Source organism: Bradyrhizobium sp. 153 (genome assembly GCF_023073835.1).
Taxonomy (GTDB): domain Bacteria; phylum Pseudomonadota; class Alphaproteobacteria; order Rhizobiales; family Xanthobacteraceae; genus Bradyrhizobium.
This window is the reverse complement of record NZ_JADPKH010000081.1, coordinates 67624-94471: the sequence shown is the minus strand read 5'-3', so window position 1 is coordinate 94471 and position 26848 is coordinate 67624. Positions and strand designations below refer to the sequence as shown.

The window sequence follows — 26848 nt, the reverse complement described above, 5'->3', positions numbered from 1 at the left end:
TTCAACACAGTTGCTCCCCGGGGAGCGATGCACTATTGCCCCCGTCGCCTTGCCGATGGCTGATGCCGCGGTCCGGTTGGGCCGCTCACATCACCGCAACACTTGGCGCACAGACCCCGGGCGTCAGGACCACACGATTTTGCCGTACGCCGATCACACCGGTCGAGTGCGCGAGGTCTTCGCTCACGGCTCTCCGCCCTGCGAAGCCCTTGGCGCCGATGTGACCTGCGTCCACCGCCGCCCGGCCCGCGTGTCGTGACGATCGCGATGCGCCCCTCTTGCTTGGGCCGGGTTGCGGCGACACATACGCGATTTCCGAATTTCGGTAAAGCGGAATATTTTGGATGGCGCACGTTGACCCACGGCTTGGTGTTTCGCCCGGCGGGCAACGCGATATCATGTAGCCTGAAGGGAGCGCAGCGTAATCCGGGATTCCATCCGTGCGGAGACAGCGGTCCCGGATTACGGTTCGCTTCGTCCGGGCTGCCGCCGTTATCGCGCGTGACTGCTTCAACATCGTCCTTGCGCTTGCAATGACGGAGGCGGCGACAACGGCGATCTTCAGCTCACAATGTATGCCGCAAAAAGAACGACCCGCCGCTCGATGAAGCGGCGGGTCCTTGCAACGAAGCCCGATTCGCTACCAGTTGCGATAGCTGCCGGTCAGCGTGCCGTTGTTGTTGCCGTCAGGACCGACATCGCCCTGCGTTGAGCTCGGGGTCGGATGGCGGGTGCCGTTGTACGCGCCATATGGTCCGGCGACATCTGGATAGTACGCGCGCGGCTGAACCGGTTCGTAGGCGGGGGCGGTGCGGTCCCAACCCACGCGCGGCCCATTCCAGTCGTAGCCCTGCGCCGATGCGGCTGTTGCGCCTGCGACGAGCGATGCCGTGACCAGGCAGAGGAGTTTTGACTTGTTCTGCATTGAAGATGCTCCTTGCTTGTGTCGGGGCCAACGGTTGCAATGCGGGAGCGTTCCGGACGTATTGGCCGGGGAGCGATCAACTCCGATCAACTGGTTATGAATCGCGTGCCGCGGAACGAAGTCGCTGAAATGGGACGGAAATTCCAGGCGTTCTGCCGCACCATGTTCCCCATTAATCCCGTGCCTTAACCAATAATTAATTATACGTTTGCTGGCGGGCGACAGCCCGGCCTAGCGTGTGGTGGGGGAGCCGCGACCCGCGAAGCCAAACGAGTTGGTGCGTATCATGATGTCGAGATCACAAGGGGCGCTATTCGCCTCGCTCAGCGCAGCCGCGCTGCTCCTTAGCCCCAGCGACAGTTTTGCCAGGCCCGGTGGCGCCGCGCCGCACGGGCTGGCCGCCGCGCCTCCAAATGCAATGGCGCGTGCGCCGATCGGGCCTGGCGTCCGGTTCCACCGGCGCGGCAATCCCTGGGTCTATTGGCCGGGTGGCGGCGGGTTCTTCTACGACGGTGCGACATATAGCCAACCTTTCGGCGAGGCGGCTCAGTCGTTCTCCAGCGATGTGCGCTATACCTATACGTATGACGTTCCCTGGGATTGGGCGCACCGCTTTCCGCCGAATGTCGTGCCGTCCGACCGGCCCTATGTGCCGAGCTGCCCGACGGAGCAGGTGACGGTGCCCGGCCGCGGCGGCGGCGAGCACACCGTCAACATCATGCGCTGCTACTGAGCTAGGCCGTGTACTCATATAGCAATGTCGGCTCCTGAAGGCCGAGCGGAAGGTCCGCTCGGTGAGGCATAGCGGACTAGATTCGCTCACCGCGAGTTCTCCGCATCTTGACCCCGAGCCGAAGCCAGATTTGCGGCAGCCGCGCGTCCATTGCCAGCGGAGCTTGCCCACGCTCTTGGGACCGTTCCTATGCGGCGCGAACGTAGCCGTAGCGCAGGTTCGATGGTTGCTTCGAAGCTTGCGTGTACTCGTTCTTGAGTGCCGCGAGGCGGTCCTCGGAAAAGGCCGGCATCCTGGTATTCTCGGCCGCCTTCAGCTTGATCTTGTAGAATCTGGTTGCGTTGCCCGCGAAGATCAGCTGCTTGGTAGCGCTGTTGGCGTCGCCAAGCGCCGCAAACCCGTACTTCTTCTGCATATCCTCCGGGATTTCGAGCCGGCGCAGCGCCTCGATCTGCCACTGTGGTGAACCGTACCAGACCGAGTCGGTGCCCCACATGACGTGGTCAACACCCATTCCCTTTATCAGCGTGCCAATGAGCGCGGCGCAGAACTTCGGATGCGCCACCGCCGAGTTGGCAAAGGACGTGCCGAGCTCGGCATAGACGTTGGTGACGCCGAACTTCTGCGGGATTTCCGCGAGATCGGTAGCCCACTGGATACGGCCGGTCTGCTCGAAATCCGCCCACGCATGATCGGGTAGCTCGAGGAACGGCCGCAGCGCCGAATGATAGATCACGAAGTTCATCTGCGGCCAATCTTTCGCGGCTTTTCCGATGTCCCACGCCGTTGCATATTCCCAGACGCCGGCGAACGACTTCTCGTAATCGGGCGGCAGCAACCCCTTGTGGATGCACAGCGTGTTGATGCCGGCCTTCACTGCTTTCTCGTAGAACGGATACATCACCTGCTCGTCGTCGAGCCGCCATGGGAACTTCGAGGGCGCCAGCGGATCACCAATCGTGTAGGACTTCCAGGAATCCGGTTTGTAGACCTCGATCGCCTTGTCCACCTCGTCCATCCAGCCGGGTTGCTTGGGGGTGATGACGCTATGCGCCAGCAGGCGGCGCGAACCGGCGAAGTCGTTGATCAGTTCTCGCGCCTTGACGATCTGCTCATTGGATAGCAGCCACCAACTCGGGTCGTCGAAGGGCGCGCCGCTCAGGAGCGCCATGTTGGTGTCGCTGTCGTAGTAGATCTCTTTCACATAGTTCTGGAACTTGTAGCGGGCGAGCGAGGAGACGCCTTCCTCCTTCAGCTTCGGATTCCAGTGCTGGCTCGCAAAGTCCGCCAGCCCCAACAGTTCCTTGTGGTCGAAGTCGTCCCGCACGAAATGAGTCTGGACATCGAAGATGAATTGGCCTGCAAGGCTTTGCGCGCGGGCCAGCATCAGCTCGGGCTCGCGGGCTTCAGCGGGCGCGACCTGGAAAACATTGCCGTAGATGTCGTTCATGGCAAGGAACGCTGCCGCCATGCCGCAGCTCGTGTGCAAGAACTGCCTGCGGCTCAAGCCGAGATGCCTGCCGTTGACATCAGCGAGCTCGTTGATCCGTGCCTCGACTTTCTTTTGCGTATCGCTCTGCGGGGGCGGGAGATACTCGCCATTGGAGACAATCTGGGTCGGGATAGGCGTTGCCGCCGATGCCGCCTCCGCGCCCGCGACGAGACGCTGTTCTCGCTCACTAAGCCAGGTGCTCATTGTTGTCCTCCCGTTTGTTGGCCGTCGACCGCGCTAGGTGCGCGCATGAGGCGCGTGTGGCTACTCCCAATCAGTTGGCAGGACCGACTAGGCGTACCTCTCCGGTTCAGCTACGCATGAAGCCATCACGCGCCCAAAGCCTAGGCGAATCTCTGCATCGCTTCATCCTGCGAGAGCGCAGGCATACCCGAGAAACCACTTGCAGTTATGGGTATCATCGCTGATTCAATGCTCAAACTTCTACTCGCGCAAGCGATGTGATTCGACAGTCACGCTGTCCCAACGCCGCATCATTCTTTCATCTGATCGTTTTCAGCTGGAGTAAAAGACTCGTTGCTCAAATGGATTGCGTCGGCTCATGCCCCCCGAGCCGAACACCGCAGCAGCGGCCGCTATGTCGGCACTCTGCCGGGGACCGAACCTCATACGGTGGCTGCATTAACTGCTGCTTTAGGACCCAGAACTATCCTGCGCCACACGCCTCATTTCGGCCCAGCATCGCAGTTCGTGCAACCATCGAACGTGATAAGCTGTCTCCATCCTCCTCATGGTGCGATGAGGATCGAATGAAGCGGGGGGAGTTCATAGCCGCTACTGCGGCGCTGCTCGCTTCGCAAAAGCATGCGGGGGCTCAGCTGGCTGGCCGTGCTGTTTGTGCCGCTTTTGAGGGATGAGCGCACATCTGGAGCACCAAAACTAAGCGCGTGATTTATGAGTACACGCCCTAGCCCAGCTCGAAGCTGGTGACGCCGAAGACGCGGTCGATCCGCAGCGGCCGGATCGGTCCCGTGTACATCCGCGCCGTCTCGAACACTGGTTTGAGCCCGAGCTCGCCCGCGAGCGCGATGGCCTCGCGATTGACGGCGGGGACATCGAGGAACACTTCGCCGCCGGCCACACCCGCAAGCAGGGCCTGAACGATCGCTTCCGCCGCCGCGCGATCGTCGGCAACGAGCGGAGCGATCTTGTGACCCGTTTGGCACGGCCGGATCACGCCCCATGCGGACAGCTTGCCGTCGCGCAGCAGCGCGCGGCCGACATGGCCTGATGTGTTGATCCAGGCGTGCAGGAACGCGCTACGCGCGGCAGGGAAGACGGTGGCATCATCGGCTTCAACACGTGCAAACGGGATGTTATCGAGGGCGACGACATCGGCAGGCGGTTTCGGTGGCGCGGCCACGGTGCCGCCATAGCGGATATTGACGTAGGCGAGCTGGAAGCCCGATTTTCTGTAATTGTCCTGCTGCGCGACCACGCCATCGAGCCCGATCACGCGAGTGCCCGCATGCGCGATCGCCGCGTTCCAGATGCGCAGGCCATGGCCTTTGCCGCGAAAACTCTCGCGCACGATATAGAAGCCGAGGAAGGCGAAGCGGTCGTCGTAATTGACGCAGGAGACGGTCGCGACCGGCTCGCCGTCGATCTCGCCGAGAAAGAAGCCTTGCGCATCGGGGATCGCAAAGCAGGCGGCATCGGCCAGGCCCGGATTCCAGCCCTCGGCCGCGGCCCAGTCGATGGGGACGGCGATCTCCTCCGGACGCAAAATGCGGATCTGCAAATCGCTCATGACGAATGCTCTCGACGATGGACCTGCCGGCGGGTCTGGCGGTAGAAGGCCTCATGATAGGTCGGGCATCCGGCTCGCCTCAACGATATTCGCAAGGGATGATCGGTCATGGCGGAGAAGGTTGCACTCGTCACCGCGGGCGGCAGCGGCATGGGGGCTGGGGCGGCACGGCGGCTGGCAGCAGATGGGTTTCGCGTCGCGATCCTGTCGTCCTCCGGCAAAGGCGAGGCCCTCGCCGCCGAGCTCGGCGGCTTCGGCGTCACCGGTTCGAACAAGTCCAACGACGATCTGAAGCACCTCGTCGAGGGCGCGATGACCAGGTGGGGACGGATCGACGTGCTCGTCAACAGCGCCGGCCACGGGCCGCGCGCGCCAATCACGGAGATCACCGACGAGCAATGGCATGCCGGGCTCGATACGTACCTTCTCAACGTGATCCGTCCCACCCGGCTAGTCACGCCAGTGATGCAGGCGCAGAAGAGCGGCGCCATCATCAACATCTCGACCGCCTGGGCGTTCGAGCCGAGCGCGATGTTTCCGACTTCGGCCGTGTTCCGGGCGGGGCTTGCTGCCTTCACGAAAATCTTCACCGACACGCATGCGGCCGACAACATCCGCATGAACAACGTGCTGCCGGGCTGGATCGACAGCCTGCCGCAAACCGAGGCGCGCCGCGACAGCGTGCCGATGAAGCGCTACGGCAAGGTCGAGGAGATCGCGGCGACGGTCTCGTTCCTGGCCTCCGACGGCGCGGCCTACGTCACCGGCCAGAACATCCGCGTCGACGGCGGACTGACCCGCTCGGTCTGAGCGGCGCCTCAATGTGGGGCGACGAGCCGCGCCAGTTCCGGCAGGATCTTGTAGCGCGCAATCTCGTGCGGATATTCGCCGCGATTGGCGAGCAGGATCAGGCCGAGCCGTCGCGCCGGCACGAGACCGATATAGCCGGAGGCGTTGTTGAGACCGCCCGGCTTGTCCACGAGGGTGACGCCGGGCAGATGCACGCTCTCCCAGGCCATGCCCTGTCCGAATTTCTCGTCGATGCGGAAGGCCTCATGCTGCGTCATCCGCAGCGCCTCGCGCAGATGCGGATCGAGCGAGCGGCCATCGACGCAGGCGGCAGCGAAGCTCGCGAGATCCCGCGCCGAAGAGAACATCTGGCCCGTGCCGGAAAAGTCAAAATAGCTCTGCTGGTTGCCGATCGGGCCGATTGCCATTCCCTGGTCCGAATAGCCCTGGACCACGCGCCGCATCCAGGCCTCGTCCATGACGGCGCGGTTGTCTTCGCCGCGCTCGGGGACACAGGTCGCGGTCATGCCGAGCGGTCCAAGGATGCGCTGTTCGAACAGGATCGCGATCGGAGCGCCGTAGCGGCGCTCGAGCACGAGCTGAAGCAGCACGTAGCCGGCATGGGTGTAAAGGCGCTGCCGGCCGGGTGCGATGCCGGGCGTCGGCGCGAAGGCGTTCAGCATGGCGATGAACTGGTCGCGCGAAAACTGCTCGTCCGGCCAGGGCGGATGATCGGTCGGCAGCAACAGCCCCGAGGTGTGCGTGACCAGCTCGCCGATGGTGACGCGGCGGACGTAGTCGCCGTTCAGCTCGGGAAGGTATTTCGGCAAATGGTCGTCGAGCCCCAGCTCGCCGCGCAGCGCACCGAGCGCCACGAGAGTCGCCTCGAAGGGTTTTCGCAAGGAGGCGACATTGAACAGCGTGTCCGGCGTCACCGGCCGTTTTGCCGCATCATCGGCAAAGCCGTAGGTGAAGAACTCGACATGGCGGCCGGCATAGAGCGCGGCGGCAAGGCCGCCCGCATGATCCGGCGTCGCGGTCGCCGTAAGCCCGTTCGCGACGATGTCGCGCATCTGCGCAATCATGTCGGAATCGGCCGAGGCGCGGCCGGGCAAGGCCAGTGCGAGTGGAACGAGCGCTGCCCGGGAGAGCGCCCTCCGGGTGAGGTGCGATGAGGTGGCAACAGACGGCACGGCTCTGACGCATGATGTGATGCCCCCGCCGGGCCCTTCTTAACGTGACGGCGCGCACGCCCCAATTCACGATTGCGCGTTGCGGGTTCCGCCTGGCGGGGCCCGAGACCAAATCACTTAGCCTGTGGGCTAACAATGGTTGACGCGAGGCGGTGCTGGCGCTATAGTTAGCTTTATGGCTAACCAATTGTCCCGGCTCGACCAGGTCTTTTCCGCGCTCGCCGACCCCACACGGCGGGCGATCGTGATGCGGCTCTGCGCGGGCGAGGCCTCCGTGGGCGAGCTCGCCGATCCCTTCGACATGGCGCTGCCGAGCTTCATGAAACACATCCATGTGCTGGAGACGAGCGGGCTCGTGCTGTCGGAGAAATCCGGCCGCGTCCGTACCTGCCGCCTCAGCCCGGATGCGCTCATCAGCGCGGAAGACTGGTTCCAGCAGCAGCGTGCGGTCTGGGAGATGCGGCTCGACCGGTTCGAAGCCTATGTGATGAAGCTCAAGAAAGCGAAGGAGAGGGCGGCCGCCAAGCGTCCGTCCCGGACAACCAAACGGAAAGGTTCTGAGTGATGACGAGTTCTGCCAATGCCGCCCTGTCGCAATGGTCGTTCGACCGCGAGATCGTGATGTCGCGCGTGATCGACGCGCCGCGCGATCTCGTGTTCGAGGCCTGGTCCGACCCGAAACACCTGCCGCGATGGTTCGGACCGAAGGGGTTCAAGGTCGAGACCTTCGAAATCGACGTGCGCGTCGGCGGCGTCTGGCGTTTCAACATGGTCGGTCCCGACGGCACCGTCTATCCGAACCGCATGCGCTTCCGCCGCATCGAGCGGCCCTCTTTGATGGAGATGGATCACGGCGCCGACCAGGACGACGATCCCGGCCTGTTCCGCTTTACCGTCACCTTCGCCGAGCAGAGCAACGGCAAGACCGTGCTGACGCTGCGCCAATTGGCCTCGAGCACCGAGCAGCGCGACGCCATGATCGGATTCGGCGCCGTCGAATACGGCTACCAGACACTGGACAAGCTGGCGACGTATGTGGCCGGGATGAAGGGCTGAGAAGGGGCGCACTCATTCCGAGGTCGATGCTTCGCATTGAGCTAGCTGAACGCGTTCTAGGTTCAGCAGCTCGGAAGGTTCTAAGTTCAGCAGCTCGGCAAGACCGGTGCGGCCCCAGCGGAGAGAATTCGCCGGGGTCGCATCAACGCGTGGCTCGGTCGTGGTCGGCTTTCGGAGGACCTGACCGATTGTCCCGCTAGCGTCGCGGTGTGGTGCCGTCTGACGGTGGGGTAGTCTCGTTGCGCATGCCTTTGGGACTGGAGGCACCTTGTCCGCCGCGCTCCACATGCGTGATGTCGCCACCGCCGCCGGCTCCGGAACCGCCTGCGCCCGCACCGCCTCCATCGCCCGAACCTGCGCCGGCTCCCGCGCCGGCACCCGCGCCGGCGCCGGCACCAGCTCCGCCGCCGGCGCCCCCAGCACCACCACCGGCGCCGCCGCCGCCCGCTTGTGCGAACGCTGCGCCGACTGAAGCGCCGGCCAGCATCGCGGCCGTGAAGATCGTCAGAAATGTCTTACGCATGATGTTGCTCCTTGAAGTTTTACGACGGACCAATCACGCGCGTCGCCAACCGTTCCTACGTTCATTGATGTTGGAGGACCTTCCGGCGGTGGACCGGAACGCCCGGCTCCGATGCAGGTCGCCTGCGGCAATCAGCCCGGTGCCCTTAGGAACAATTGCCCCTTCCTCCCGGTTGCGGCACGAAGCCACTCAAACGGAGGACAGGAAAATGGCTGACGCAGCCCGCGATACGTTCGTGGTCGGACTACGCAACGCGCACGCGATGGAAATTCAAGCGAGAGAATTGATGGAGCGCCAGTCGGAGCGGCTGGACGAATATCCCGAAGTCAAGGCAAAGGTCACCGCCCACCTTCAAGAAACCAATGAGCAACTGAATCGGCTGGAGAAGTGCCTCGAGGCCTGCGGCGAGAGCACGTCCAGCCTGAAGGACACGACGCAGTCGGTCATGGCCAATATGATGGCGATGGCGCATTCGGTCGCCGGCGACGAGATCCTCAAGAACACCTTCGCCAACAACGCGTTCGAGAATTTCGAGATCGCCGCCTACAAGTCGCTCCTGACGCTCTGCGGCGCCGCCGGTGCGCCCGAAGCCAAGCCGCGTTGAAGGAAGAGCAGCGCATGGCCGCCTGGATCGACTCAAATGTCGAGAAGGTGACCATGGAGTACCTGACGCATCAGCGCCAGGCCGCGTAGTTCTCCGCGTTCCCAGGATATCGAACCACCGGCGCGCCAGAGCGGCCGGTGGTTTTTCACGCTTGCAAGGGGGCGTTCGGCCCTAGGAACGATCGCTGCACTCCGGCTTTGGCAGTGATGACGCACATCATCTTCAGTGACTATCGTAACCCCGCCGCCGAGCAGGCCTTCGAGATTGCCTGGGATTTTCTCGCGCGGGCGGCGCGATTCGCGACGAATTCGAGGCCTGCGCGTTCCTGGCCCAACGTATCGCCGTGATGGTGGACGAGGGGCAGACGAACCGGATCCGCATGGCCAATCGCGCGATCTCCGAATATCAGCATCAAGTCGACGAAGCCGATAGCCTCATCCGCAGCGGCGGCCGCCGTGCCGAGGGACGTTCCTGACCGTCATTCGCCTTTGAGGCCGGCGTCGCGGATCAGCTTGGTCCATTTCTGCGTCTCGTTGTCGATGAATTGGCCGAACTCGGTCGCGGTGCCGGGACGCACTTCGAGGCCCTGGGCGGTCAGCTTGTCCTTGATTGCGGGTTCGGCGAGCGCGCGCAGCACCTCGGCCTGGAGCTTGTCGACGATCGTGCGTGGTGTCGTCGATGGCGCCATGAAGCCGTACCAGCCGGCGGCGGCCACGTTGCGAAAGCCCTGTTCGCGCAAGGTCGGCGCCTGCGGGTAGAGCGCGCTGCGCTCGGGCGAAGCGCCGCCGAGCACGATGAACTTGCCGCTCTGGATGTAGGGCAGCGCGGTCGGCAGCGCCGTCAGCGTGGCGTCGACGCGGCCGGCGAGCAGCTCGGTGTAGGAGGCGGCGTCACTGCGGAACGGGATGTTGAGGCCCTTGACGCCGGCGTCCCGGAACAGGAGCTCGCCGGCAAGGTGCGGCTGCGAGCCCGCGCCGGGCGAAGCGAAGGTGAGGCCGTCGGGCTTCGATTTGCCGTAGGCGATCATCTCCGGCAGCGTCTTGAACGACGCGTCCGCGCTGATAATCAAGAACAGCGGCGCGATCACCGCCATTGCCACGGGTTGCAGATCCTTTCGCTCGTAGGTCAGCTTGCCGAACAGCGCTTCGGCGGTGGCATAGGGAGCTGCGACATAGAGAATGGTGTAACCGTCGCCCGGCGCATGCGCGACCAAATCGTTGGCGATGCGCGTGCCGGCGCCCGGCTTGTTCTCGACGATGAACTGCTGGCGCAGGCTGCGGCCGAGCTCCTCCGCCAGGAGACGCAGCGAGATATCGTTGGAGCCGCCGGGCCCGTAGGGTGAGATTAGCCGCACCAGACGTGACGGCCAGGCGTCCTCAGCGCGAGCGGAAAATGGCGGGTTCGCCAGGCAGGCGGCGAGGGCGCCCAGCAATGTTCGGCGTGTGATGATCATGATGGGCTCCCGGACGTGGGGCGCCAGCTTGTTTGTTCATGTCTTGGCGCCCTTCTTGACTTGCTTGCGTGTCTCGGCTGCCGGCTCCGCCGCCTTGACGGTCGCGCGGATGCTGTCGGCGAGCGCCGCGATGCGCGGGCCGATCTCGCCCTCCAGCTGCCCCGGGTGGAGTCGGAATGCGGGGATGCCGCAATTGATCGAGAACGACTGCTTCGCTCCGCTCGCGTGAAACAGCGGCGCGGCGACGGCGTGGATCGAAGCCATATACTCGCCCCAGCAGGTGCAGAAGCCGCGGCTGACGCACTGAGCGAGGCCTGCTCGGTATTTGTCCCGGAAGGCGGCCCACAACTCGGAATCTTCGGCAGCGATGCGCCGTTCCAGTTGGGCCGCTTCGGCCGGCGGCAAGATCGCTGCCGCGGCGCGGCCCATGGCGGTCATTACAACCGGAATCGGCATGCCGATGTCAGGGACGTGCGGGCCGACGTCGCCGGAGCGCGCAGTCTCGACATAGATCATGGAGGTCGCATCCAGCAGCCCGATCGAGACGGTGCCGCGGACACTCTGCGCGAGCTCCTGCATCATGGGCCGTGCAATCTGGCGAAATTGCATGTCGGCGAGCAGCGGATGTGCCATGCGCAAGGCCCGTGCGCCGAGGCGATATTTGGCGCGCTCGGGGACGGAGCGGAGATAGCCGAGCTCGGCCAGCGTGTGAGTCAGCCGCGCCACTGTCGGTCGCGGAATCCCGGTCAGTGTCGACAGCTCCATGTTGCCGAGCTCCGTTGCTCCGGCCCTGAAGGCTTCGAGCACCACGAGGCCCTTTGCCAATGTCGTCGCAAACGCAGCGTCGTCTGCGCTGTCGGCGAGCACCGCGGCGGCCGACGAAGAGGCGAGGAGCGGTTTGGATGGGGATCGGGCCATCCGGGCTTTAATGAACCGCGCGGGGACGGTTGTCCAATAAATTCAGAAATACGCCGTTTCTGTCCAATATGCGGACAAAGATAAATTCCTCCAGCCTGGTCAGGAGCCGCACGGAAGGCGCCGCTACACACACATTTTTGTCGTGATTCCGCGGCGTCTTGTGACAGGATTATTACGAACACATGTCACGTCGATTACAGCGGAGGGATTCATGTTGCAGTGGCAGGCACGGTCAAATCCCCTCGCGTGGTGGTGGGGGTCCCTGACGCTGGTCAGCGCTGCCAATATCCTCGTCTGGTTCATGCTGTACCGCGAGTTCTACCCGACCGTTGCGGGCAGCCTCAGTGGCGGCTCGGATATCGGCCTGATGTTCCTGCTGTGCGCGGCCTATGTGTTCGGTTGCGCGTTTCGCTCAGTGCTGCCGCGCGCCGATGTGCAGCGCATCTGCCTGTTCGATACCTGGCTGTCGAGCGTGTTCGTCGGCCGTAGGGTCGCAACCGTCGCCGAAGTCTGCTTCGCGGCGCAATGGGCGATCATTCTGCATCAGCTCGGGACCATGACCGGCGCGCAGACCGCGGTGAACATCGCGCTCGTGATCGTGCCGATCATCATCATCGCGGAGTGCTTCTCCTGGTACGCGGTGGTGACCACCAACTTCCTCTACAACGCAATCGAGAATTCGCTGTGGGCGGTGACCTTCTTCCTCGCCGGCATCGCACTGTGCCGCCTAATGCCGGAATTCCAGGGCGTGGTGCGCTGGGCGCTGATCGCGGGAATCGTCGGCATCGCCTGCTTCCTCGCCTTCCTCGTGACCGTCGACGTGCCGATGTATCTCAGCCGCTGGCGGGCAGGGCACGCCGAGGGCGGCAGGTTCCTGGGCTTCCTCGAAGGCCTGCACGATGTCGCGACGCGCTGGGTCGTGACTCACGACATCGCGCATTGGAAGGGCGAGCTGACCTGGATGTTCCTGTATTTCAGCGCCGCGGTGTGGTCGAGCTTGGCGCTCTGCGCACTCTACGCGATGGAAGGCTATCTGGTGCGCTATCTCGCCTGACGGTCAGATTTTCGGTTGACGCGTACTCTTGAAGCGAAGCGGCATCCAGCTTCGCTTCAAGGGGCTTTACTTGCCGACCAGGCTGCATTTGCTGCGGTCGAGCGGACGAAAGGCCTGGTCGGGCGGGATCGTCGCGACCAGCTTGACGAAATCCCAGCGACCTCTGGATTCCTCGGGCGTCTTGACCTGCACCAGGTAGAGATCGTGCACCATGCGCTGGTCCTCGCGGATGCGGCCGTTGGGCGTATAGGCATCCGACACCGGCGTCGCCTTCATCTTGGCCATCACGGACGCGCTGTCGTCGGAGTCGGTGTCCTTCACGGCTTGCAGATAGTGGCGCACGGCGGAATAGACGCCCGCCTGGATCTGCGAGGGCATCGCTTTTCTGCGCGCATAGAACGCATCGGAGAACTTCCGCGCGGCGGGCGAGACGTCCTCGAAGAAGGAGGTGACGATGAGATCGCCGCGCGTCGCCTTGAGCCCGACCCCCTCGATGTCGACGTTCTGGAACGACATCGGCACGATCTTCATGCCCTGGGCGGCGAGGCCGAATTCCTCAGCCTGCTTGATCGCGGTGGCGTTGTCGCCGGCGACGTTGATGGCCAGGATCCTGGCGCCCGAGGACTGCGCCTGCAGCAGGAACGAGCTGTAGTCGGGCGTGCCGAGCTGGGCTTTCACACTGCCGGCGACCTTGCCGCCGAGCGCAGCGATGCGCTCGCGCGCGGTTGCCTCGATCGAATGGCCGAAAGCGTAGTCCCCGGTGATGAAGAACCATGGCTCCTTGCTGGTCTGCATGATGCCGGAGACAACCGCCGTCGCGGTGGAATAGGCGTCCTGGGTCCATTGCACGCTGGTCGGCGCGCAGGCTTCATCGGTGAGCTGGTTGGCGCCGGCACCGGAGACGAGGAAGATTTTGCCGTTCCCGCGCACCAGCTCCTGCACCGCGAGTGCGGCGCCGGAGCTGCCGCCATCGGCGATGGCCTGGACCCCGTCGCTGAACCATTTTCGCGCCAGCGATGCGGCGAGATCCGGCTTGTTCTGGTGATCGGCCTGCAAGATCTCGATCGGCTTGCCGTTGATCTTGCCGCCGAACTCCTCCGCGGCCATGCGCGCCGCCTCGACCGAGCCCGGGCCCATGGCGGTCGCGAACACGCCGTTCATGTCCGTGAGAACGCCGATTCGGATGGCGTCAGCCTTGATCTCGGCGTGCGCGCTGGTGCCTGCAAGTGCCAGCGCGATTAGCACAGTGGCAACGGATGTCGTGCGGAGGGTGGCCATGGCGTTTCCTGATGTCGTTATGTTTGATTGATTGGCATCGGTGATCAGGCCGGTTCGGCGATGACCGTGTTGCGCAACGTGCCGATGCCGGAGATTTCGACCTCGACGGTGTCGCCGGGGCGCATCCACAGCGGCGGCGAGCGCTTGGCGCCGACGCCGCCGGGCGTACCCGTGACGACGACGTCGCCGGGGACGAGCGGGCAGATCGTCGAGATGTAGGAGATCAGCTTGGGGATGGCGGTGATCAGGAGGTCGGTGGTGGTATCCTGCACGATGGTGCCGTTCAGGCGCGTCTGCAAGGTGAGCCTTGACGGATCTGGAATTTCGTCCGCCGTCACCAGCCATGGGCCAAAGCTGCCGCTTTCGGCAAAGGTCTTGCCGGAGAGGAACTGGCTGGTGTGGCGCTGCCAGTCGCGGATGCTGCCTTCGTTGTAGCAGGAATAGCCCGCGACATGGTCGAGCGCGCGGTGTGCGGGAATGTGCCGGCCTTCCTTGCCGATGACGAGTGCGAGCTCGCCTTCGTAGTCGAAATCGTCGCTGACCTTCGGCTTCACGATCGGCTGGAGATGGCCGACCTGGCTGCAGGCGAAGCGCGCAAACAGCGCCGGCTTTTCGGTGACGGTGCGACCGGTCTCGGCCACGTGTTCGCGATAGTTGAGACCGACGCAGATAATCTTGCCGGGATCGGGGATCACGGGCGCGAAGCTGATCTTGTCGAGCGCGTGATCGGGGGCCGCGGAGTCGGCTAGCCTTGCCGCCTCGGCGAGGCGATCGGCCTCGAGCAGCTGCCGCAGCGTGGTGCACCCGGCTATGCGCGCGCCGAGATCGACGACACCGTTGTCCTTGACGGCGCCGAACGAGGGACGGCCGTCGACGATGAAAGAAAGCAGTTTCATGAGATATCCTCGAGAAAGTGTCCGCTCAGGCCGCTGACGGCACGTGGGTTGGAGGCGCAATGGGGGCGATGAGGCGGTCGAGCTCGGCCTCGTTGCGGGCGGACCCGCGCACATAGCGGTCCGGGCGAACGAGTGCGGCGACGATGCCGTGCTCGCGCAGCCAAGGGCTGATGCCGTTGGCATCCTCGCTGGTCAGGATCTTGAGCCCCGTCTGCGACAGCGCCAGGCGCGGCAGTGCGGCCGCCCTCTCGACGAGCAGGAGATGATGATAGCCGGTCCGGTCGTCGCTGCGGCGTCCGTCGCTCAGCATGAATTGCGGTGCGAGGTGTCCGGCGAGCGGCAGGTCGCCGAACGCGAGGCCGGGGCCGAGCAGGGGCTTCTTCACTTCCAACTTGACCGGCGCGTTCTCGCGCGCTTCGCCGGCGGCAAGGCCGGCCTCGATCGCCTTGGTGTTGATGATCCCGCCGAGGCGAATGGCGAGCTCGATGAACTCGCGCACATGCGGCAGGCGTTCGCTCTGATAAGTGTCGAGCAGATCGGGCGCGGCGCTCTCGCGGATCACGCTCGCCAGCTTCCAGGCGAGGTTGGCGGCATCGCGGATGCCGGCGCACATGCCCTGGCCGAGGAAGGGCGGAGTCTGGTGGGCGGAGTCTCCCGCGAGCAGCAGACGTCCGCTGCGCCATCGTTGCGCGATCACGGAATGAAACGTGTAAACCGCGGCGCGCTCGATCTCGGCATCGTCCGGCGTGATCCAGCGCGACAACAGCTCCCAGACTTTTGCCGGCTGCGTGACCTCCTGGGTGTCCTCGTCGGGCAGGACCGTAATTTCCCAGCGCCGCCGCGTGCCGGTGCCGCGCACGTAAGTTGCGGGCCGCCTCGGATCGCAATGCTGGAGGCTGTAGCCGCCGAGGTCGTCGCGCGCGCGCTTGAGCAGCACGTCGATCACAAGCCAGCGCTCGTGGAAGCCGAGGTCGTCCATGCCCGAGCCGATGAAGCGGCGCACCAGGGAGCGGGCGCCGTCGCAGCCGATCACGTAGCCGGCGCGAACTTCCCTGAGTCCTCCGTTGGAGAGGTCCTCATAGCAGACGCGCACGCCGGCCTCATCCTGATCCAGCGCGAACACGTCGCAGCGACTGCGCAAGGCGACATGTGGCCAGCGGGCGAGGCCGCCGATCAGCACGGTCTCCAGATCAGGCTGGTGGAAGCGGTAGCTGAGATTCCAGCCCATCGGTGTCGGCGTCTGCGGGCGCGACCAGTCCAGCAGCATGCGGCCGTTGGTATCGAGAAAGAGCATGCCGGGGCTGAGGATGACGTGCGGCAGGATCGCGTCAGCAAGGCCGATGGTCTGGAACACGCGCATGCATTCGTCGTCGAAATGCACCGCGCGCGGCAAATGATAAGTCCGGGCCTCGCGCTCGAGCACGAGCGTTCGCGCGCCGCACAGGCCGAGCAAATTGGCGAGCGTGGCGCCGACCGGACCGCGGCCGACGATCACGATGTCAAACTCTTCTGGGGCGGATTTATCTTGCATGGGGCTATCTCTTCCCCAAGCGGTGCGATCCCTTCAACACTGCCGCGCCAAGTGTCCGCCCAGCGGACGGCGACTAGACCTCGACGGGAATGGCTGACGCGGTCTCCTGAAGCTGGCCCGCGAACTGCGCCACCGCTTCCTCGATGCCCAGCGCGGAGCGGATCCAAATAATTGAGATGCAGCCGAATACGGTGCCGTTGCGAACGATGGGCACGGCGATCGAGGAGGTCTTGGGATTGTATTCGCCCTCGCTGCGGATCGCGTAACCGCGCGCGGCAGTCTCGGCGATCATGCGGTCGAGCCGGCCTTGGTCGAGGAAGGGGCGGTCGTCGGCCTCGTCGATGCGGCGCAAATGACTGACGATCAGATCGCGCTCGCGCGCGGGGCAGGCGGCGAGATAAGCGCGCCCCGCGGACGTTCGCAGCATCGGCAGGCGCTTGCCGATCATGCCGCGGTCGATCGAGAGGGGACTGCGCGAATGGGTGGTTTCCTGCACCACCATCGCGGCGTTCTCGTAGGTGGAGAGATCGACTGGCCAGATCAGGGTCTTGCTGAGTTCGGCGAGATAAGGCGCTGCCGCCTGACAGATCACCACGCCGGGGTCATAGCCGTCACCGAGGCTCAGCGCCCGCCCGGTCACACGAAATCGGTCGTCGCTGGCGCTGCGCGCGACATAGCCGAGTTCCTCCAGCGTTTCGAGCAGGCGATAGACGGTGGGACGGGGCAGGTCGAGCGCGCGGGCAACGTCGCCGGCGCGGATGCCGCCGGAGCGGTTGACTTCCTGCAGCACGTCGAGCCCGCGCTTGAAGGCGCGGACGCCGTCAGACTGCCGAGGCTGGCCGTTCCGCGTCCGCTCCTTGGACACTTTGTATTTCCTCCCTTGTGGCACATCCCGGCGCGCTTATTGTCGTTGCGAACGCGAGGCGATTGCGGAACGCCACCGTAGGATCGCGCGCGGCCGGTATCAAGCTCGCCGCAGTACGGCGATCGCGATGCCTTCGGGAAGGAATTCGATGGAAATCGCAGCGCTCGGGTATATCGGAATCAGTTCATCCCAGCTCGACCAATGGAGCCTGATGGCGACCGGGCTGCTCGGGATGCAGCAGGTCGATCGTGGCGGCAAGGTGCGGGCCTTCCGCATGGACGACCGCAAGCAGCGGCTGATCGTCGACGGCGGCAGCGATGCGGGCCTTGCGGTGATGGGATGGGAAGTTCCTTCGACCGCCGAACTGGACAAGTTAGCAGGACGGCTCGAAAGACATGGCACCAAGGTGACGAGGGGCTCGCGCGCACTCGCTGAAGAGCGGCATGTCGGCGAGCTGATCGCGTTCGCCGATCCCGCCGGCAACCGGCTGGAGGCTTTCTGCAAGCCGGAGCTTGCGAGCGAGCCGTTCGAGCCGGGCCGCCCGATCTCGGGCTTCCGCACCGGGCCGCTTGGCATGGGGCATGTCGTGCTCAATGTGGAGAATGTCGAGGTGCTGTTGCCGTTCTATCGCGACGTGCTCGGTTTTCACGTTTCCGATTTCGGGCTGAAGCCTTACGGGCTTTATTTCTTCCACGTCAACGGCCGTCACCATTCCTTTGCGATGGTCGGATCGGGGCGGAAGGCGATGCATCACTTCATGGTCGAGCTCGGCTGCCTCGATGATGTCGGGCAGGGCTACGACCTCGCGCAGATGGACGAGGGACGCATCGCCTACACGCTGGGCCGGCACACCAATGACCACATGACCTCGTTCTACGTGAATACGCCGTCCGGCTTCTTCATTGAATACGGCTGGGGCGGACGCGTCATCGATCCCGAGGCCTGGCAGCCGCACGAGACCTCTGATGGGCCCTCCCTATGGGGTCACGAGCGGCTGCATATGCCCGAAGAGCAGCGCAAGCGGCTACGCGACATGCGGCTCGACGCGGCTGCCCGCGGCGTGCGCGTCGCCGATCCGCGTGTGCCGCTGCTCAACTGCGCGTGGCTGGACTCGGTGGTCGCGCGCGAATGATGCTCGGCGGCGCAGCTCAGGCCTCGCCGAGATCGACCTCGGTCAAGATTCCCTGGCGCAGCGCCAGCCGCACCAGCTCGATGTCGGAGCCGACGCCGAGCTTGTCCTTGATCAGCGAGTGCAGGTTCGCCACTGTCTTCGGGCTGACATGCAGCGTCGCGGCGATCTGCTCAGTCGTGTTCTCGGCGAGCAGCAGGCGGAGCACCTCGAATTCGCGCGGCGTGAGCACGTCGGCGGCCGAGCTCTCGCCGGCGATGCGGCTGAGCGCAAGCTCATGGTCGATGTCGGGGCTGATAGCGATCTTGCCGGCGAGCACGTCCTTCACCGCGCGCACCAAGGTCTCGGGCGGACTGGTCTTGGTGACGTAACCCCTGGCACCGGCGCGGATCGCCTGCACGGCAAAGCCGGCATTCTCGTGCATGGTGAAGACCAGGATCCTTGCCGCCTTGTCCCATTGCCGGATCCGCCTGACGGCCTCGATGCCGCCGATGCCGGGCATGCTGAGGTCCATGATGACGAGGTCGGGTGCCTGGGATTTGTACAGCCGGTAGGCTTCCGCGCCGTCGGCCGCCTCGGCGACGACGCGCAAACCCGGCTGTTTCTGGAGCACGGAGCGATACCCCTCGCGGACGACGGAATGGTCGTCGACCAGCAAGATGGTCGCTTCAGTCGTGCTCATGCGGCGTGCTCCAGTGCCTGCCGATCGGTGGCCGCGAGCGGAATGAACACGCGCAGCGAGGAGCCATTAGGGCCGGTCTCGAAGCTCAGCCGGCCGCGAAGCGCGGCGACGCGCTCGCGCATGCCGAGCAGGCCCATGCCGGATTTGACGGCCGCCTCGTTCGGCCGGCCGTCGTCATCGATCGCGAGCGCGATCTCATTTTCGGCCATCGTCAGATGAAGGCTGACCTTCGTGGCCCCGGCGTGCTTGGCCGCGTTGGTGAGCGCTTCCTGCACGATCCGGTAGAGATTGGCGCTGACGGAGGCGGGCACGTTCTCGAAGGCGCCGTCGAACCGGATATCGACGCGGGTCTGGCCGCGGCTGCGGCCGTTCCACCCCGCCACCAGGCCTTCGAGGCTCGCGACAAGGCCGAGCTCGTCGACGTCGGGGGGCCGCAACCGGAACAGCGCGCCGCGCAGCGTCTCCATCATGCCGGTCGCGGTCCGGGCAATGCTGTCGCACTCTCCCAGCAGCCCCGGGCAGTCCTGCGCCGCCGTCTGGCGGGCGGACGCGGCAAGCGCGCGAATTGCGGCGAGCGACTGGCCGAACTCATCATGCAGCTCGCGCGCGAGATGGCGGCGCTCCTCGTCCTGCAGCGCGATCAGTTTCCGCGTCAGCTCGTTGCGTTCCGCAAGCGCGATGTCGAGGCTTTCGGCGAGGTGGTTGAAGACGTCGCGGATGGCAGAGAGCTCGGCGAGATCGAACGGCGGCAACCGGGTCGTGAGGTCGCCACCGGCGATTCGCTCAAGGCCGCTGCCGATCATGCGGGTGGGGCGCAGGGCGCGAGCGAGTGCGGCATAGACCAGCGCGCAGAGCAGCGGCAACGCGATTGCTAGCGCGATCATCAGGCGGCCAGCCTCGTGCCAGGCCTCGGCCGTCTGCACGGTGGGGTCGACCGAGACCACGGTCTCGCCGAGCGTCGTTCCGCGCACGATCACCGGCCGTGCCGCCTCGCGGCCGCGGTCGAACAGGCTGCGATAGAAGGCGGCGAAAGCTTGCGGCGGCGGGCTCGCCGGGACAGGCGCGCCACTACAGAAGCGCTGAAGCATCTCGCCGCTCGCGCTCCGGAATCCAAGACACAGACCGGGCGTCATCACATGGGCGGAAACCGGATCAAGATTCGGGAAGTCGGAGCGGGGGCTAGCCACCCACTGGACCTTGCCCTGTTGCAGCTCCAGTGTCTTCGCCACGATGGCGGCGATACCGTCGATGCGCGCATGCGCTGCGCGTTCGGCCGTAACAAGGAAATAGGCGGAGATCGCGGTGAAGCAGGCGGCCGATATTGCGGCCACGCGGAGCGTCAGACGGACCTTGAGATCGAACCTCGGGCGATTCCACATCGGCGGGCACCTGGTGCGAATGGGTTTTGTCGCTCGTCCATTAAACGGCAGAACGCAACCCGCGGGAAGCGTTCGCGTCCTTCCGCAGTGCAATGTCGTGAAATTTTCCCGGCGCTCGTCGGGACAATTACGGCTGCGTGGCCTCAGGCGACCCGTCCAGATTTGCAAGGCCGCTCCATCCCACGAGGCTCCTTCATGCACTGCTTCCGGCTGATTCTCTCTGCTTTCTTCCTCTTTGGGCTCGCTTCGTCGCGGGCCGATGCCGAGGCTGCCATTGGCGTTGCCATGGACGATTTCAGCTATACCGATACGTCGGACGAGCCGGCCAACCAGACCGCCGCCCACGAGCGGCGGCTATCGGCGTTCATGGCCGCGCTGAGGCGGGATATCGGCATGGACCGGCGCTATCGGCTGGTGCGGTCTGCCGAGGACGGTGCGGCGTTCAAGGTGGTCGGCGGCATCCAGAAGACCAGCACGCTGGTGCAATGGGCCAAGGTCGCCGTGATCGACGTCGGCGCCAAAAGGATCGTGATGGACAAGCTCTATACCTTCCGCGGCGACAATGATGAATCGTGGGAGCGCGCCGAGATCTTCGTGTCCCGCGAGGTCATGGCTGCGCTCGCCACGCCAGCGCCGGTCGCGCTTGCCGTGTTCGACTTCGAGCTCGAGGACATGACAGCCGCTTCCGCGACCGTCTCGGCCGCTTCGGACGCCTCGTATCTGGCCGAGGTCAGCGCCGCCGTGCGCGAGGCGCTCGGCCAATCCGGCCGTTACCGGATCGTCGATGTCGGCGGAGGGGCGGCGAGGGCGGGCGCCTTGCGGGATTGCGGCGGCTGCGAGGCTGCGATCGCGCAGAAGCTCGGCGCGGACCAGTCGCTGATCGGTGTGGTGCGGCGTGTCAGCCGCACCGAATACACGCTCGGCTTCCAGGTTCGCGATGCCAGGACCGGCGCCGTGGTGGCGCGCGGCGACAGCGGCCTGCGCCTCGGCGCGGACTATTCCTGGAAGCGCGGCGCCGTGCGGCTGGTCAGCGACCGGGTGATCGAGAGTCAGCAGGCCACCGACGCCGCTAGAAAGTAAGCTGCACCTTCATCGATTGTGAGCGGTCGCTGGCGAGTTCGAAGGCGGCGACCGCGCTCTCGAACGGCATGGTGGCCGTGATCAGCGGCTTGACGTCGATCAGGCCTTCGCCCATCAGCCGCACCGCGAGCTCGAACTCGGAATCGAAGCGGAAGGTGCCGCGGAGCTGCAATTCCTTGGCGACGATGGAGTTGATCGGCAGCGTCATCTCGCCACCGAGGCCGAGCTGAACGAGCGTGGCACCGGGCCGCAATACGTCCAGCGCGGTACGGAGTGCAGCCTGGTTGCCCGAGGCTTCGAACAGCGTATCGAACACGCCCTTGCCGGCACGCCAGGAATCGAGCGCAGTGGCATTGGTCGCGACATTGATCGCGTGCGTGGCGCCGAGCTTCTTCGCGACCGCGAGCGGGGCGTCCGCGACATCGGTCACCACGATCTCGGCGGCGCCGCCGAAGCGCGAAACCAAGATCATCAGCGCGCCGATCGGGCCGCAGCCGGTGATCAGCACGCGTTTGCCGAGGAGAGAACCGGCCTGATTGCCGGCATGCAGACACACCGCGAGCGGTTCGGCGACCGCAGCTTCGGCGAGCGACAGTCTGTCAGCGATCGGTACGGCCTGTGTGGCGCCGACCGTAATGAATTCGCGAAAGCCGCCTTGCACATGGGGGACGCGCATCGCGCTGCCGAGGAAGCGCATGTCGAGGCACTGGTTGTGCATGCCTTCCCGGCAATGCAGGCACTGGCCGCACGGATTGCTCGGATTGACTGCAACGCGCGTGCCCGGCCTCACCTGGGTGACGCCGTCACCGACGGAAGCGACCACGCCGGCGATCTCATGCCCCAGCGCCATCGGCTGCTGGATGCGGACCACGCCAAAGCCGCCGTGATGGTAGTAGTGCAGATCGGAGCCGCAGATGCCGCCATTGGCAATCTTGACGCGGACTTCGCCCGGTCCGGGCTCCGCATCCGGATAGAGGTCGATCCGCAGGTCCTTCGGGGCGTGAATGACGACGGCGCGCATGGTTTGTTCCTTCAGCGGTTCGCGGGTCACATCGCGGCAATCATGCCGCCGTCGACATAGATGATCTGGCCGTTGACGTAGGTGGAGGCGTCGGAAGCCAGGAAGATCGCCGCGCCGACCAGCTCATCCGGCTTGCCCCAACGTTTCGACGGGATGCGGCTCATCAGCCAGGTGTTGAAATCGGTGTTGTTGACCAGCGCCTCGTTCATGTCGGTCAGCATGTAGCCGGGGCCGATCGCATTGGCCTGGATACCGTGCTGGGCCCATTCCACCGCCATCGAGCGGGTGAGATTTTTGATGCCGCCCTTGGCGGCGGTGTAGGGGGCGATGGTCGGGCGCGCGAGCTCGCTGCCGAGCGAGCCGATGTTGATGATCTTGCCGTGCTTGCGTGGGATCATGCGCTTGGCCGCCTCGCGGCCGATCACGAAGGCGCTGGTGAGATTGGTCTCGATCACCTTGCGCCATTCGTCGGTAGTGAACTCGACCAGCGGCTTGCGGTGCTGGATGCCGGCATTGTTGATGACGACGTCGACGGCGAGGCCTTGTCCGTCGAAGTCGTTGAAGGCAGCGACGATCGCGGGCTCGTCGGTGACGTTGAACGCGGCGCCTTCGGCCTGATGTCCGGCGCTGCGAAACTCGGCGACGGCCTGCTCGACGCGCTTGGGATCGACGCCGTTGATGATCAGCTTGGCGCCGGCCCTGGCCATGCCTTCGGCAATGGCGCGGCCGAGGCCGCGAGAGGAGCCGGTCACGAGCGCGGTACGGCCGGAAAGGTCGAAGAGGGCGGTGCTCATCTCAGGAATCCTTAGACGTTGGAGCGGCGCACGGTCAGATCGGAGCGGTCGAAGACGGCGGGCAGGAGGTCGACGCCGAGGCCGGGGCCTTCCATCGGATAGACAAAACCGTCCTTGATCATGGGCATGGTGGTGACGAGCTCATTGTACCAGCCCTTGTAGAAGGCGCGCACCGATTCCTGAATCAGCGTATTGGGCTGGCTGAACGACATGTGGATGGCGGCGATGAAGCCGATCGGGCCAATGCAGTCATGCGGTGCGAAAGGCCGATGATAGGTTTCGGCCATCGCTGCGATCTTGCGCCCCTCGGTAAGGCCGCCGGTCCAGCACAGATCGGCCATCACCACGTGCATGGCGTCGCGGTCGAGCATGTCCTTGTAGGGGAAGCGCGAGCCCAGCGTCTCGCTGGCGCAGACCCAGACGTCGGTCGAGCGCGCATATTCGGCCAGGGCCTGCGGCGAGTTCATCCGGATCGGGTCCTCGTACCACGTCGGCTTGTAGGGCTCGAGCGCGCGCGCGATCTGCTTGGCAGTCGGCAGATTCCATAGCGAATGGAGCTCGACCATGATCTCCATCTTGTCGCCGACAGCTTTGCGGATCTTCTCGAACGGCTCGATCGCCTGCTTCATCTGAGCGGCGGTGATGTAGAGACCTTTGTTTTCCTGGGCGGCGGGATCGAACGGCCAGATCTTCATCGCGGAGATGCCGCTTTCCAGGAGATTTTCGGCGAGCGCGTCGGCGCGATGCATGAAGCCGTCGAGATCTTCGTAAGGTCCCTTGGAGGCGCCGAGATTCCAGTTCGCGACCGGGCTGATATTGGTCGAGCGGACATATTGGGTGCCGGCGCAGGTGTTGTAGATGCGCTGCTTGTCGCGGCAGAGGCCGCCGAGCATCTGGTGCACCGGCTGGCCGCAGACCTTGCCGAACAGGTCCCACAGCGCGATGTCGATCGCCGAGGCCGCGCGGTATTCAACGCCGGTCGATGACTGCGCCATCGGCAGGTTCAGCATGTCGCGGTGGATGGCTTCGATGTGCAGGGGGTTGCGGCCGAGCAGCCGGCCGGCAAAGGTGTCGTGAATCTGCGCCTCGACCGCGCCCGCGCCGTAAAAGGTCTCACCGAGCCCGATCATGCCCGCATCGGTGTGGACGCGCACCCAGATGACGTTGGAGAATTCTTCAGTGCGCAGGGTCTCGATCGACGTGATCTTCACGGCAATAATCCTCCCGTCGGGCCCATAGCGCCCGCCTTGTTTGTCATTTCTGCGCCACCATTTGCCGGCGGGCCGATGGGCAGTCCTACGCCTGCTTGTAATATTTCACAATATGTTTTAGGGGTGTCACAAGCAAGGCGCCAGCTCGCAACGAGAGCGCAGGTTGACGGAGGACGACATGGCACGGCGCAAGCGCGCGCTCGAGGTGGTGAGAAACGACGATAGCGGCGAGGGCAGGCCCTCCCGGCGCAACCGCCTCAACTTCTTCGAGCTGGCCTATCAGAGGATCGAGGAGCTCCTCGTCCACTGCGAGCTCAAGCCGGGCCAGTTCATGACCATGCTGGAATTACAGCAGATCACCGGCTTCGGCCGCACGCCGGTGCACCACGCCGTCAATCGTCTCTCGGCCGACACGCTCATCATCATTCGTCCACGGCACGGCCTGCACATCGCCCCGATCGATCTGGCGCGTGAGCGCATGCTGCTGGGCTTACGCCGCGACATGGAGCGCTTCGTGATCCGTCTCGCGGCCGATCGCGCCAGCCTGTCGCATCGCAATCAGGCGCTGCACATCGAGCGCCTGCTGCGCGAGCGCCGCGCCAGCCTGACCCTCGACGAATTCAACAGCATCGACCGTCGGATCGACGCGCTGGTGCTGGAGGCCGCGGGCGAGCCGTTCCTGGTGCACACGCTGCGGCCGCTGCACACGCTGTACCGGCGCATCGGCTACATCCACCACCGCTTCATGCCGGGACAGACCGAGCTGTCGGGCACGATCGATTGCCATCTCGCCGTTCTCGCTGCGGTCGCCAATCGCCGCGTCGAGGATGCGGTGAAAGCGAGCGATGCCCTGATCGATTACATGGATGCGATATTCACCGGCATGGAGGCGGGGATCGATCCGCGCCTGCTCGATTGCAGCATCGAGCCGCTGCTCGGCGCGTGAGAAAGTTTGAAGGAAGGAACACACATGTCGACGATGGCGATGCCACAACCGAGCGCGAGCGAGGCCGCGGTCCGCTACCTCATCACGAACTACAGTCCCAAAGGCAACAAGGTCGGCTGGCTGATGATGGCCTCGATCCTGGTCGAGGCCTGGGATCTGTTTCGATCGCCTTCGTGCTGATCTTCATCAAGGAGCAGTACAATCCCGATCCGCTGATGCTGGGCCTCGCCGCAGCCGGCACCCAAGGCGGCGCCCTGATCGGCGCGCTGCTCGGCGGCTGGCTATCCGACAAGATCGGCCGCCGCGTCATGTTCCTGGTGACGATGGTGATGTTCATCGTGCTGGCATTGGCGCAGGCGTTCGTGCCCAACGTTGCCTGGCTCGTCGTGATCCGCTTCCTGCTCGGCATCCCGCTCGGCTCGGACATTTCGACCGGCTACACCTACATCATGGAATCCATGGCCAAGGGTGAGCGCGAGGTGATGGGCAACAGGTGGCAGTTCATGTTCGCGGTCGGCGAGGTCCTGACCATCGGCGTCATCGTGATCTTCCTGCTGATCGACATGAACCACGAGATGCTGTGGCGCGTCACGCTCGGCCTCGGCGCGGTGCCGGCGCTGATCATCCTGATCATGCGCCACGACGTGCCGGAGACGGCGGTGTGGCTGGTGCAGAAGGGGCGCTACCGCGAGGCCAAGCAGGTCGCGCGCGAGATGTTCAACGACAATCTCGACATGCTGCCGGACCGGGACGTCGAGGTGCCGAAGGTCTCGACCCGCGCGTTCCTCGCCGATCTCAAGAAGGATCCGATCCGCTGGCGTGCCACCCTATATGGCTGGATCGCCTGTTTCGCGCAGGCGAGCGAGTTCTCGACCTTCGCGTTCTACCTGCCGGTGCTATTCGTCATGGTCGGCGTGTCGAGCGTGCTCGGCAATAATCTGGTGACGATGGGGCTATTCAGCTTCGCCGCTCTGTCGGGGTGGGTCGGGCCGCTGCTGACGCCGAAGATCGGCCATCGCGGCATTGCGATCGCAGGCTTCTCCTTCGTGCTGGTGTCACTGCTAGTCGCTGCGTTTGCGCTCTTCACGGACAACAAGATGCTGCTGCCGTTCGCCGCGGCCGGCATGCTCTGGGGCCACTATTGGGACGCGTCGAACTGCATGACCATCCCGACCATGGTCGCCCGGCCGCGATACCGCGGCACCGCCAGCGGCTTCGCCTATATGTTCGTGAAGCTGCCGTCGTTCCTGGCGATCTTCCTGTTCCCATCGCTGTTCGCGGCGATCGGGCAAGCCAATGCCACCCTGTTCGTCGCAATCTTCCCGGTGATCGGATTGCTGGCTGCGATCTTCATCCTGCCGGAGGTCTACGGCTACGAGAACGACTGACGAAGCACGACCTGGTCGCGGCGTCATCGCGGCGATCGGGCCGGACGGTCACGGGCTCAGAAGACCGGATCGATCCCACCTCACGGCCGAGCAGGCCGATCGTCTGCCGCAGCGTCGCCGGCCGCATTGATCTACCG

The 26848-nt window shown here is 64.8% G+C and carries 24 protein-coding genes and 3 pseudogenes; 11 read left to right on the top strand and 16 right to left on the bottom strand.

The annotated features are described in order from the left end of the window. Positions 1–640: 640 nt before the first annotated feature. On the bottom strand, positions 641–925 hold the full coding sequence (locus IVA91_RS19235; protein WP_247275622.1) for a hypothetical protein: 285 nt from the start codon (positions 923–925) through the stop codon (positions 641–643). A gap of 286 nt (positions 926–1211) precedes the next feature. Between IVA91_RS19235 and IVA91_RS19230 the strand changes: the two genes are divergently transcribed. Next, entirely contained in the window at positions 1212–1658 is a 447-nt protein-coding gene (locus tag IVA91_RS19230) for a hypothetical protein (RefSeq protein ID WP_247459085.1), read from the top strand. Between the two features lie 187 nt (positions 1659–1845). Here the strand turns inward: IVA91_RS19230 and IVA91_RS19225 are convergent, their stop codons facing one another. Together IVA91_RS19225 and IVA91_RS19220 are read right to left on the bottom strand one after the other, a co-directional pair. Further along, entirely contained in the window at positions 1846–3354 is a 1509-nt protein-coding gene (locus IVA91_RS19225) for an amidohydrolase family protein (RefSeq protein ID WP_247459084.1), read from the bottom strand. Positions 3355–4078: 724 nt separating this feature from the next. After that, positions 4079–4921, bottom strand: coding sequence for a GNAT family N-acetyltransferase (locus tag IVA91_RS19220; protein ID WP_247459083.1), 843 nt, complete (start codon positions 4919–4921; stop codon positions 4079–4081). Positions 4922–5029: 108 nt separating this feature from the next. On the opposite strand from IVA91_RS19220, the gene IVA91_RS19215 reads away from it, so the two are divergent. Continuing rightward, positions 5030–5731: an SDR family oxidoreductase gene (locus IVA91_RS19215; protein WP_247459082.1), complete on the top strand. Its 702-nt coding sequence runs from the start codon at positions 5030–5032 to the stop codon at positions 5729–5731. 8 nt (positions 5732–5739) lie between these two features. Here the strand turns inward: IVA91_RS19215 and IVA91_RS19210 are convergent, their stop codons facing one another. Next, positions 5740–6795 carry a serine hydrolase gene (locus tag IVA91_RS19210; RefSeq protein WP_247459086.1) on the bottom strand — a complete coding sequence of 352 codons (1056 nt, stop codon included), beginning with the start codon at positions 6793–6795 and terminating at the stop codon, positions 5740–5742. Positions 6796–7078: 283 nt separating this feature from the next. Here IVA91_RS19210 and IVA91_RS19205 point away from each other — a divergent pair, with 283 nt between their 5' ends. Beyond that, entirely contained in the window at positions 7079–7468 is a 390-nt protein-coding gene (locus IVA91_RS19205; protein ID WP_247459081.1) for a metalloregulator ArsR/SmtB family transcription factor, read from the top strand. Then, complete coding sequence (locus tag IVA91_RS19200) at positions 7468–7959, top strand: SRPBCC family protein (protein ID WP_247459080.1); 492 nt, start codon at positions 7468–7470, stop codon at positions 7957–7959. The genes IVA91_RS19205 and IVA91_RS19200 overlap by 1 nt, the downstream gene beginning before the upstream one ends. A gap of 196 nt (positions 7960–8155) precedes the next feature. On the opposite strand, the gene IVA91_RS19195 is transcribed toward IVA91_RS19200, so the two are convergent. After that, a complete protein-coding gene (locus IVA91_RS19195) occupies positions 8156–8482 on the bottom strand; it encodes a hypothetical protein (protein ID WP_247275687.1) in 327 nt (108 codons plus the stop codon). Positions 8483–8690: 208 nt separating this feature from the next. Between IVA91_RS19195 and IVA91_RS19190 the strand changes: the two are divergent. Further along, positions 8691–9175: pseudogene (locus tag IVA91_RS19190) on the top strand (ferritin-like domain-containing protein). 117 nt (positions 9176–9292) lie between these two features. Continuing rightward, positions 9293–9561 (top strand): annotated as a pseudogene (locus tag IVA91_RS19185) (hypothetical protein). 3 nt (positions 9562–9564) lie between these two features. Here the strand turns inward: IVA91_RS19185 and IVA91_RS19180 are convergent. After that, complete coding sequence (locus IVA91_RS19180; protein ID WP_247459079.1) at positions 9565–10539, bottom strand: tripartite tricarboxylate transporter substrate binding protein; 975 nt, start codon at positions 10537–10539, stop codon at positions 9565–9567. 36 nt (positions 10540–10575) lie between these two features. Continuing rightward, the gene (locus tag IVA91_RS19175; RefSeq protein WP_247459078.1) at positions 10576–11457 is read right to left on the bottom strand and encodes an IclR family transcriptional regulator; all 882 of its coding nucleotides are present in this window, start codon (positions 11455–11457) and stop codon (positions 10576–10578) included. Between the two features lie 211 nt (positions 11458–11668). On the opposite strand from IVA91_RS19175, the gene IVA91_RS19170 reads away from it, so the two are divergent. After that, on the top strand, positions 11669–12511 hold the full coding sequence (locus IVA91_RS19170) for a hypothetical protein (RefSeq protein ID WP_247459077.1): 843 nt from the start codon (positions 11669–11671) through the stop codon (positions 12509–12511). Positions 12512–12577: 66 nt separating this feature from the next. On the opposite strand, the gene IVA91_RS19165 is transcribed toward IVA91_RS19170, so the two are convergent. The 4 genes from IVA91_RS19165 to IVA91_RS19150 form a co-directional block, all read right to left on the bottom strand. Next, positions 12578–13789, bottom strand: a complete 1212-nt coding sequence (locus tag IVA91_RS19165) for an ABC transporter substrate-binding protein (RefSeq protein ID WP_247459076.1) — start codon at positions 13787–13789, stop codon at positions 12578–12580. Positions 13790–13833: 44 nt separating this feature from the next. Continuing rightward, entirely contained in the window at positions 13834–14685 is an 852-nt protein-coding gene (locus tag IVA91_RS19160; RefSeq protein WP_247459075.1) for a fumarylacetoacetate hydrolase family protein, read from the bottom strand. Positions 14686–14710: 25 nt separating this feature from the next. Further along, positions 14711–16216: a bifunctional 3-(3-hydroxy-phenyl)propionate/3-hydroxycinnamic acid hydroxylase gene (locus tag IVA91_RS19155; RefSeq protein WP_247459074.1), complete on the bottom strand. Its 1506-nt coding sequence runs from the start codon at positions 16214–16216 to the stop codon at positions 14711–14713. 73 nt (positions 16217–16289) lie between these two features. Continuing rightward, positions 16290–17081, bottom strand: coding sequence for a DNA-binding transcriptional regulator (locus IVA91_RS19150; protein WP_247459073.1), 792 nt, complete (start codon positions 17079–17081; stop codon positions 16290–16292). 148 nt (positions 17082–17229) lie between these two features. Here IVA91_RS19150 and IVA91_RS19145 point away from each other — a divergent pair, with 148 nt between their 5' ends. Then, on the top strand, positions 17230–18213 hold the full coding sequence (locus tag IVA91_RS19145; protein ID WP_247459072.1) for a VOC family protein: 984 nt from the start codon (positions 17230–17232) through the stop codon (positions 18211–18213). A gap of 16 nt (positions 18214–18229) precedes the next feature. Here the strand turns inward: IVA91_RS19145 and IVA91_RS19140 are convergent, their stop codons facing one another. Then, positions 18230–18892, bottom strand: coding sequence for a response regulator transcription factor (locus IVA91_RS19140; RefSeq protein ID WP_247459071.1), 663 nt, complete (start codon positions 18890–18892; stop codon positions 18230–18232). Next, complete coding sequence (locus IVA91_RS19135; RefSeq protein ID WP_247459070.1) at positions 18889–20271, bottom strand: histidine kinase; 1383 nt, start codon at positions 20269–20271, stop codon at positions 18889–18891. Before IVA91_RS19135 ends, IVA91_RS19140 begins: the two co-directional genes overlap by 4 nt. 195 nt (positions 20272–20466) lie before the next feature. Between IVA91_RS19135 and IVA91_RS19130 the strand changes: the two genes are divergently transcribed. Beyond that, on the top strand, positions 20467–21351 hold the full coding sequence (locus IVA91_RS19130) for a DUF3280 domain-containing protein (protein ID WP_247459069.1): 885 nt from the start codon (positions 20467–20469) through the stop codon (positions 21349–21351). Here the strand turns inward: IVA91_RS19130 and IVA91_RS19125 are convergent. Genes IVA91_RS19125 through IVA91_RS19115 form a run of 3 tightly spaced genes read right to left on the bottom strand, consistent with a single transcriptional unit; the run spans position 21341 to position 24377 of the window. Further along, the gene (locus tag IVA91_RS19125; RefSeq protein WP_247459068.1) at positions 21341–22372 is read right to left on the bottom strand and encodes an L-idonate 5-dehydrogenase; all 1032 of its coding nucleotides are present in this window, start codon (positions 22370–22372) and stop codon (positions 21341–21343) included. The genes IVA91_RS19130 and IVA91_RS19125 overlap by 11 nt on opposite strands. Before the next feature lie 26 nt (positions 22373–22398). After that, positions 22399–23166: an SDR family oxidoreductase gene (locus IVA91_RS19120; protein WP_247459067.1), complete on the bottom strand. Its 768-nt coding sequence runs from the start codon at positions 23164–23166 to the stop codon at positions 22399–22401. A gap of 11 nt (positions 23167–23177) precedes the next feature. Continuing rightward, complete coding sequence (locus tag IVA91_RS19115; RefSeq protein WP_247300691.1) at positions 23178–24377, bottom strand: mandelate racemase/muconate lactonizing enzyme family protein; 1200 nt, start codon at positions 24375–24377, stop codon at positions 23178–23180. A gap of 178 nt (positions 24378–24555) precedes the next feature. Between IVA91_RS19115 and IVA91_RS19110 the strand changes: the two genes are divergently transcribed. After that, positions 24556–25323, top strand: a complete 768-nt coding sequence (locus tag IVA91_RS19110; RefSeq protein ID WP_247275704.1) for a GntR family transcriptional regulator — start codon at positions 24556–24558, stop codon at positions 25321–25323. Positions 25324–25347: 24 nt separating this feature from the next. Next, positions 25348–26711 (top strand): annotated as a pseudogene (locus tag IVA91_RS19100) (MFS transporter). The last annotated feature ends 137 nt before the right edge of the window (positions 26712–26848 follow it).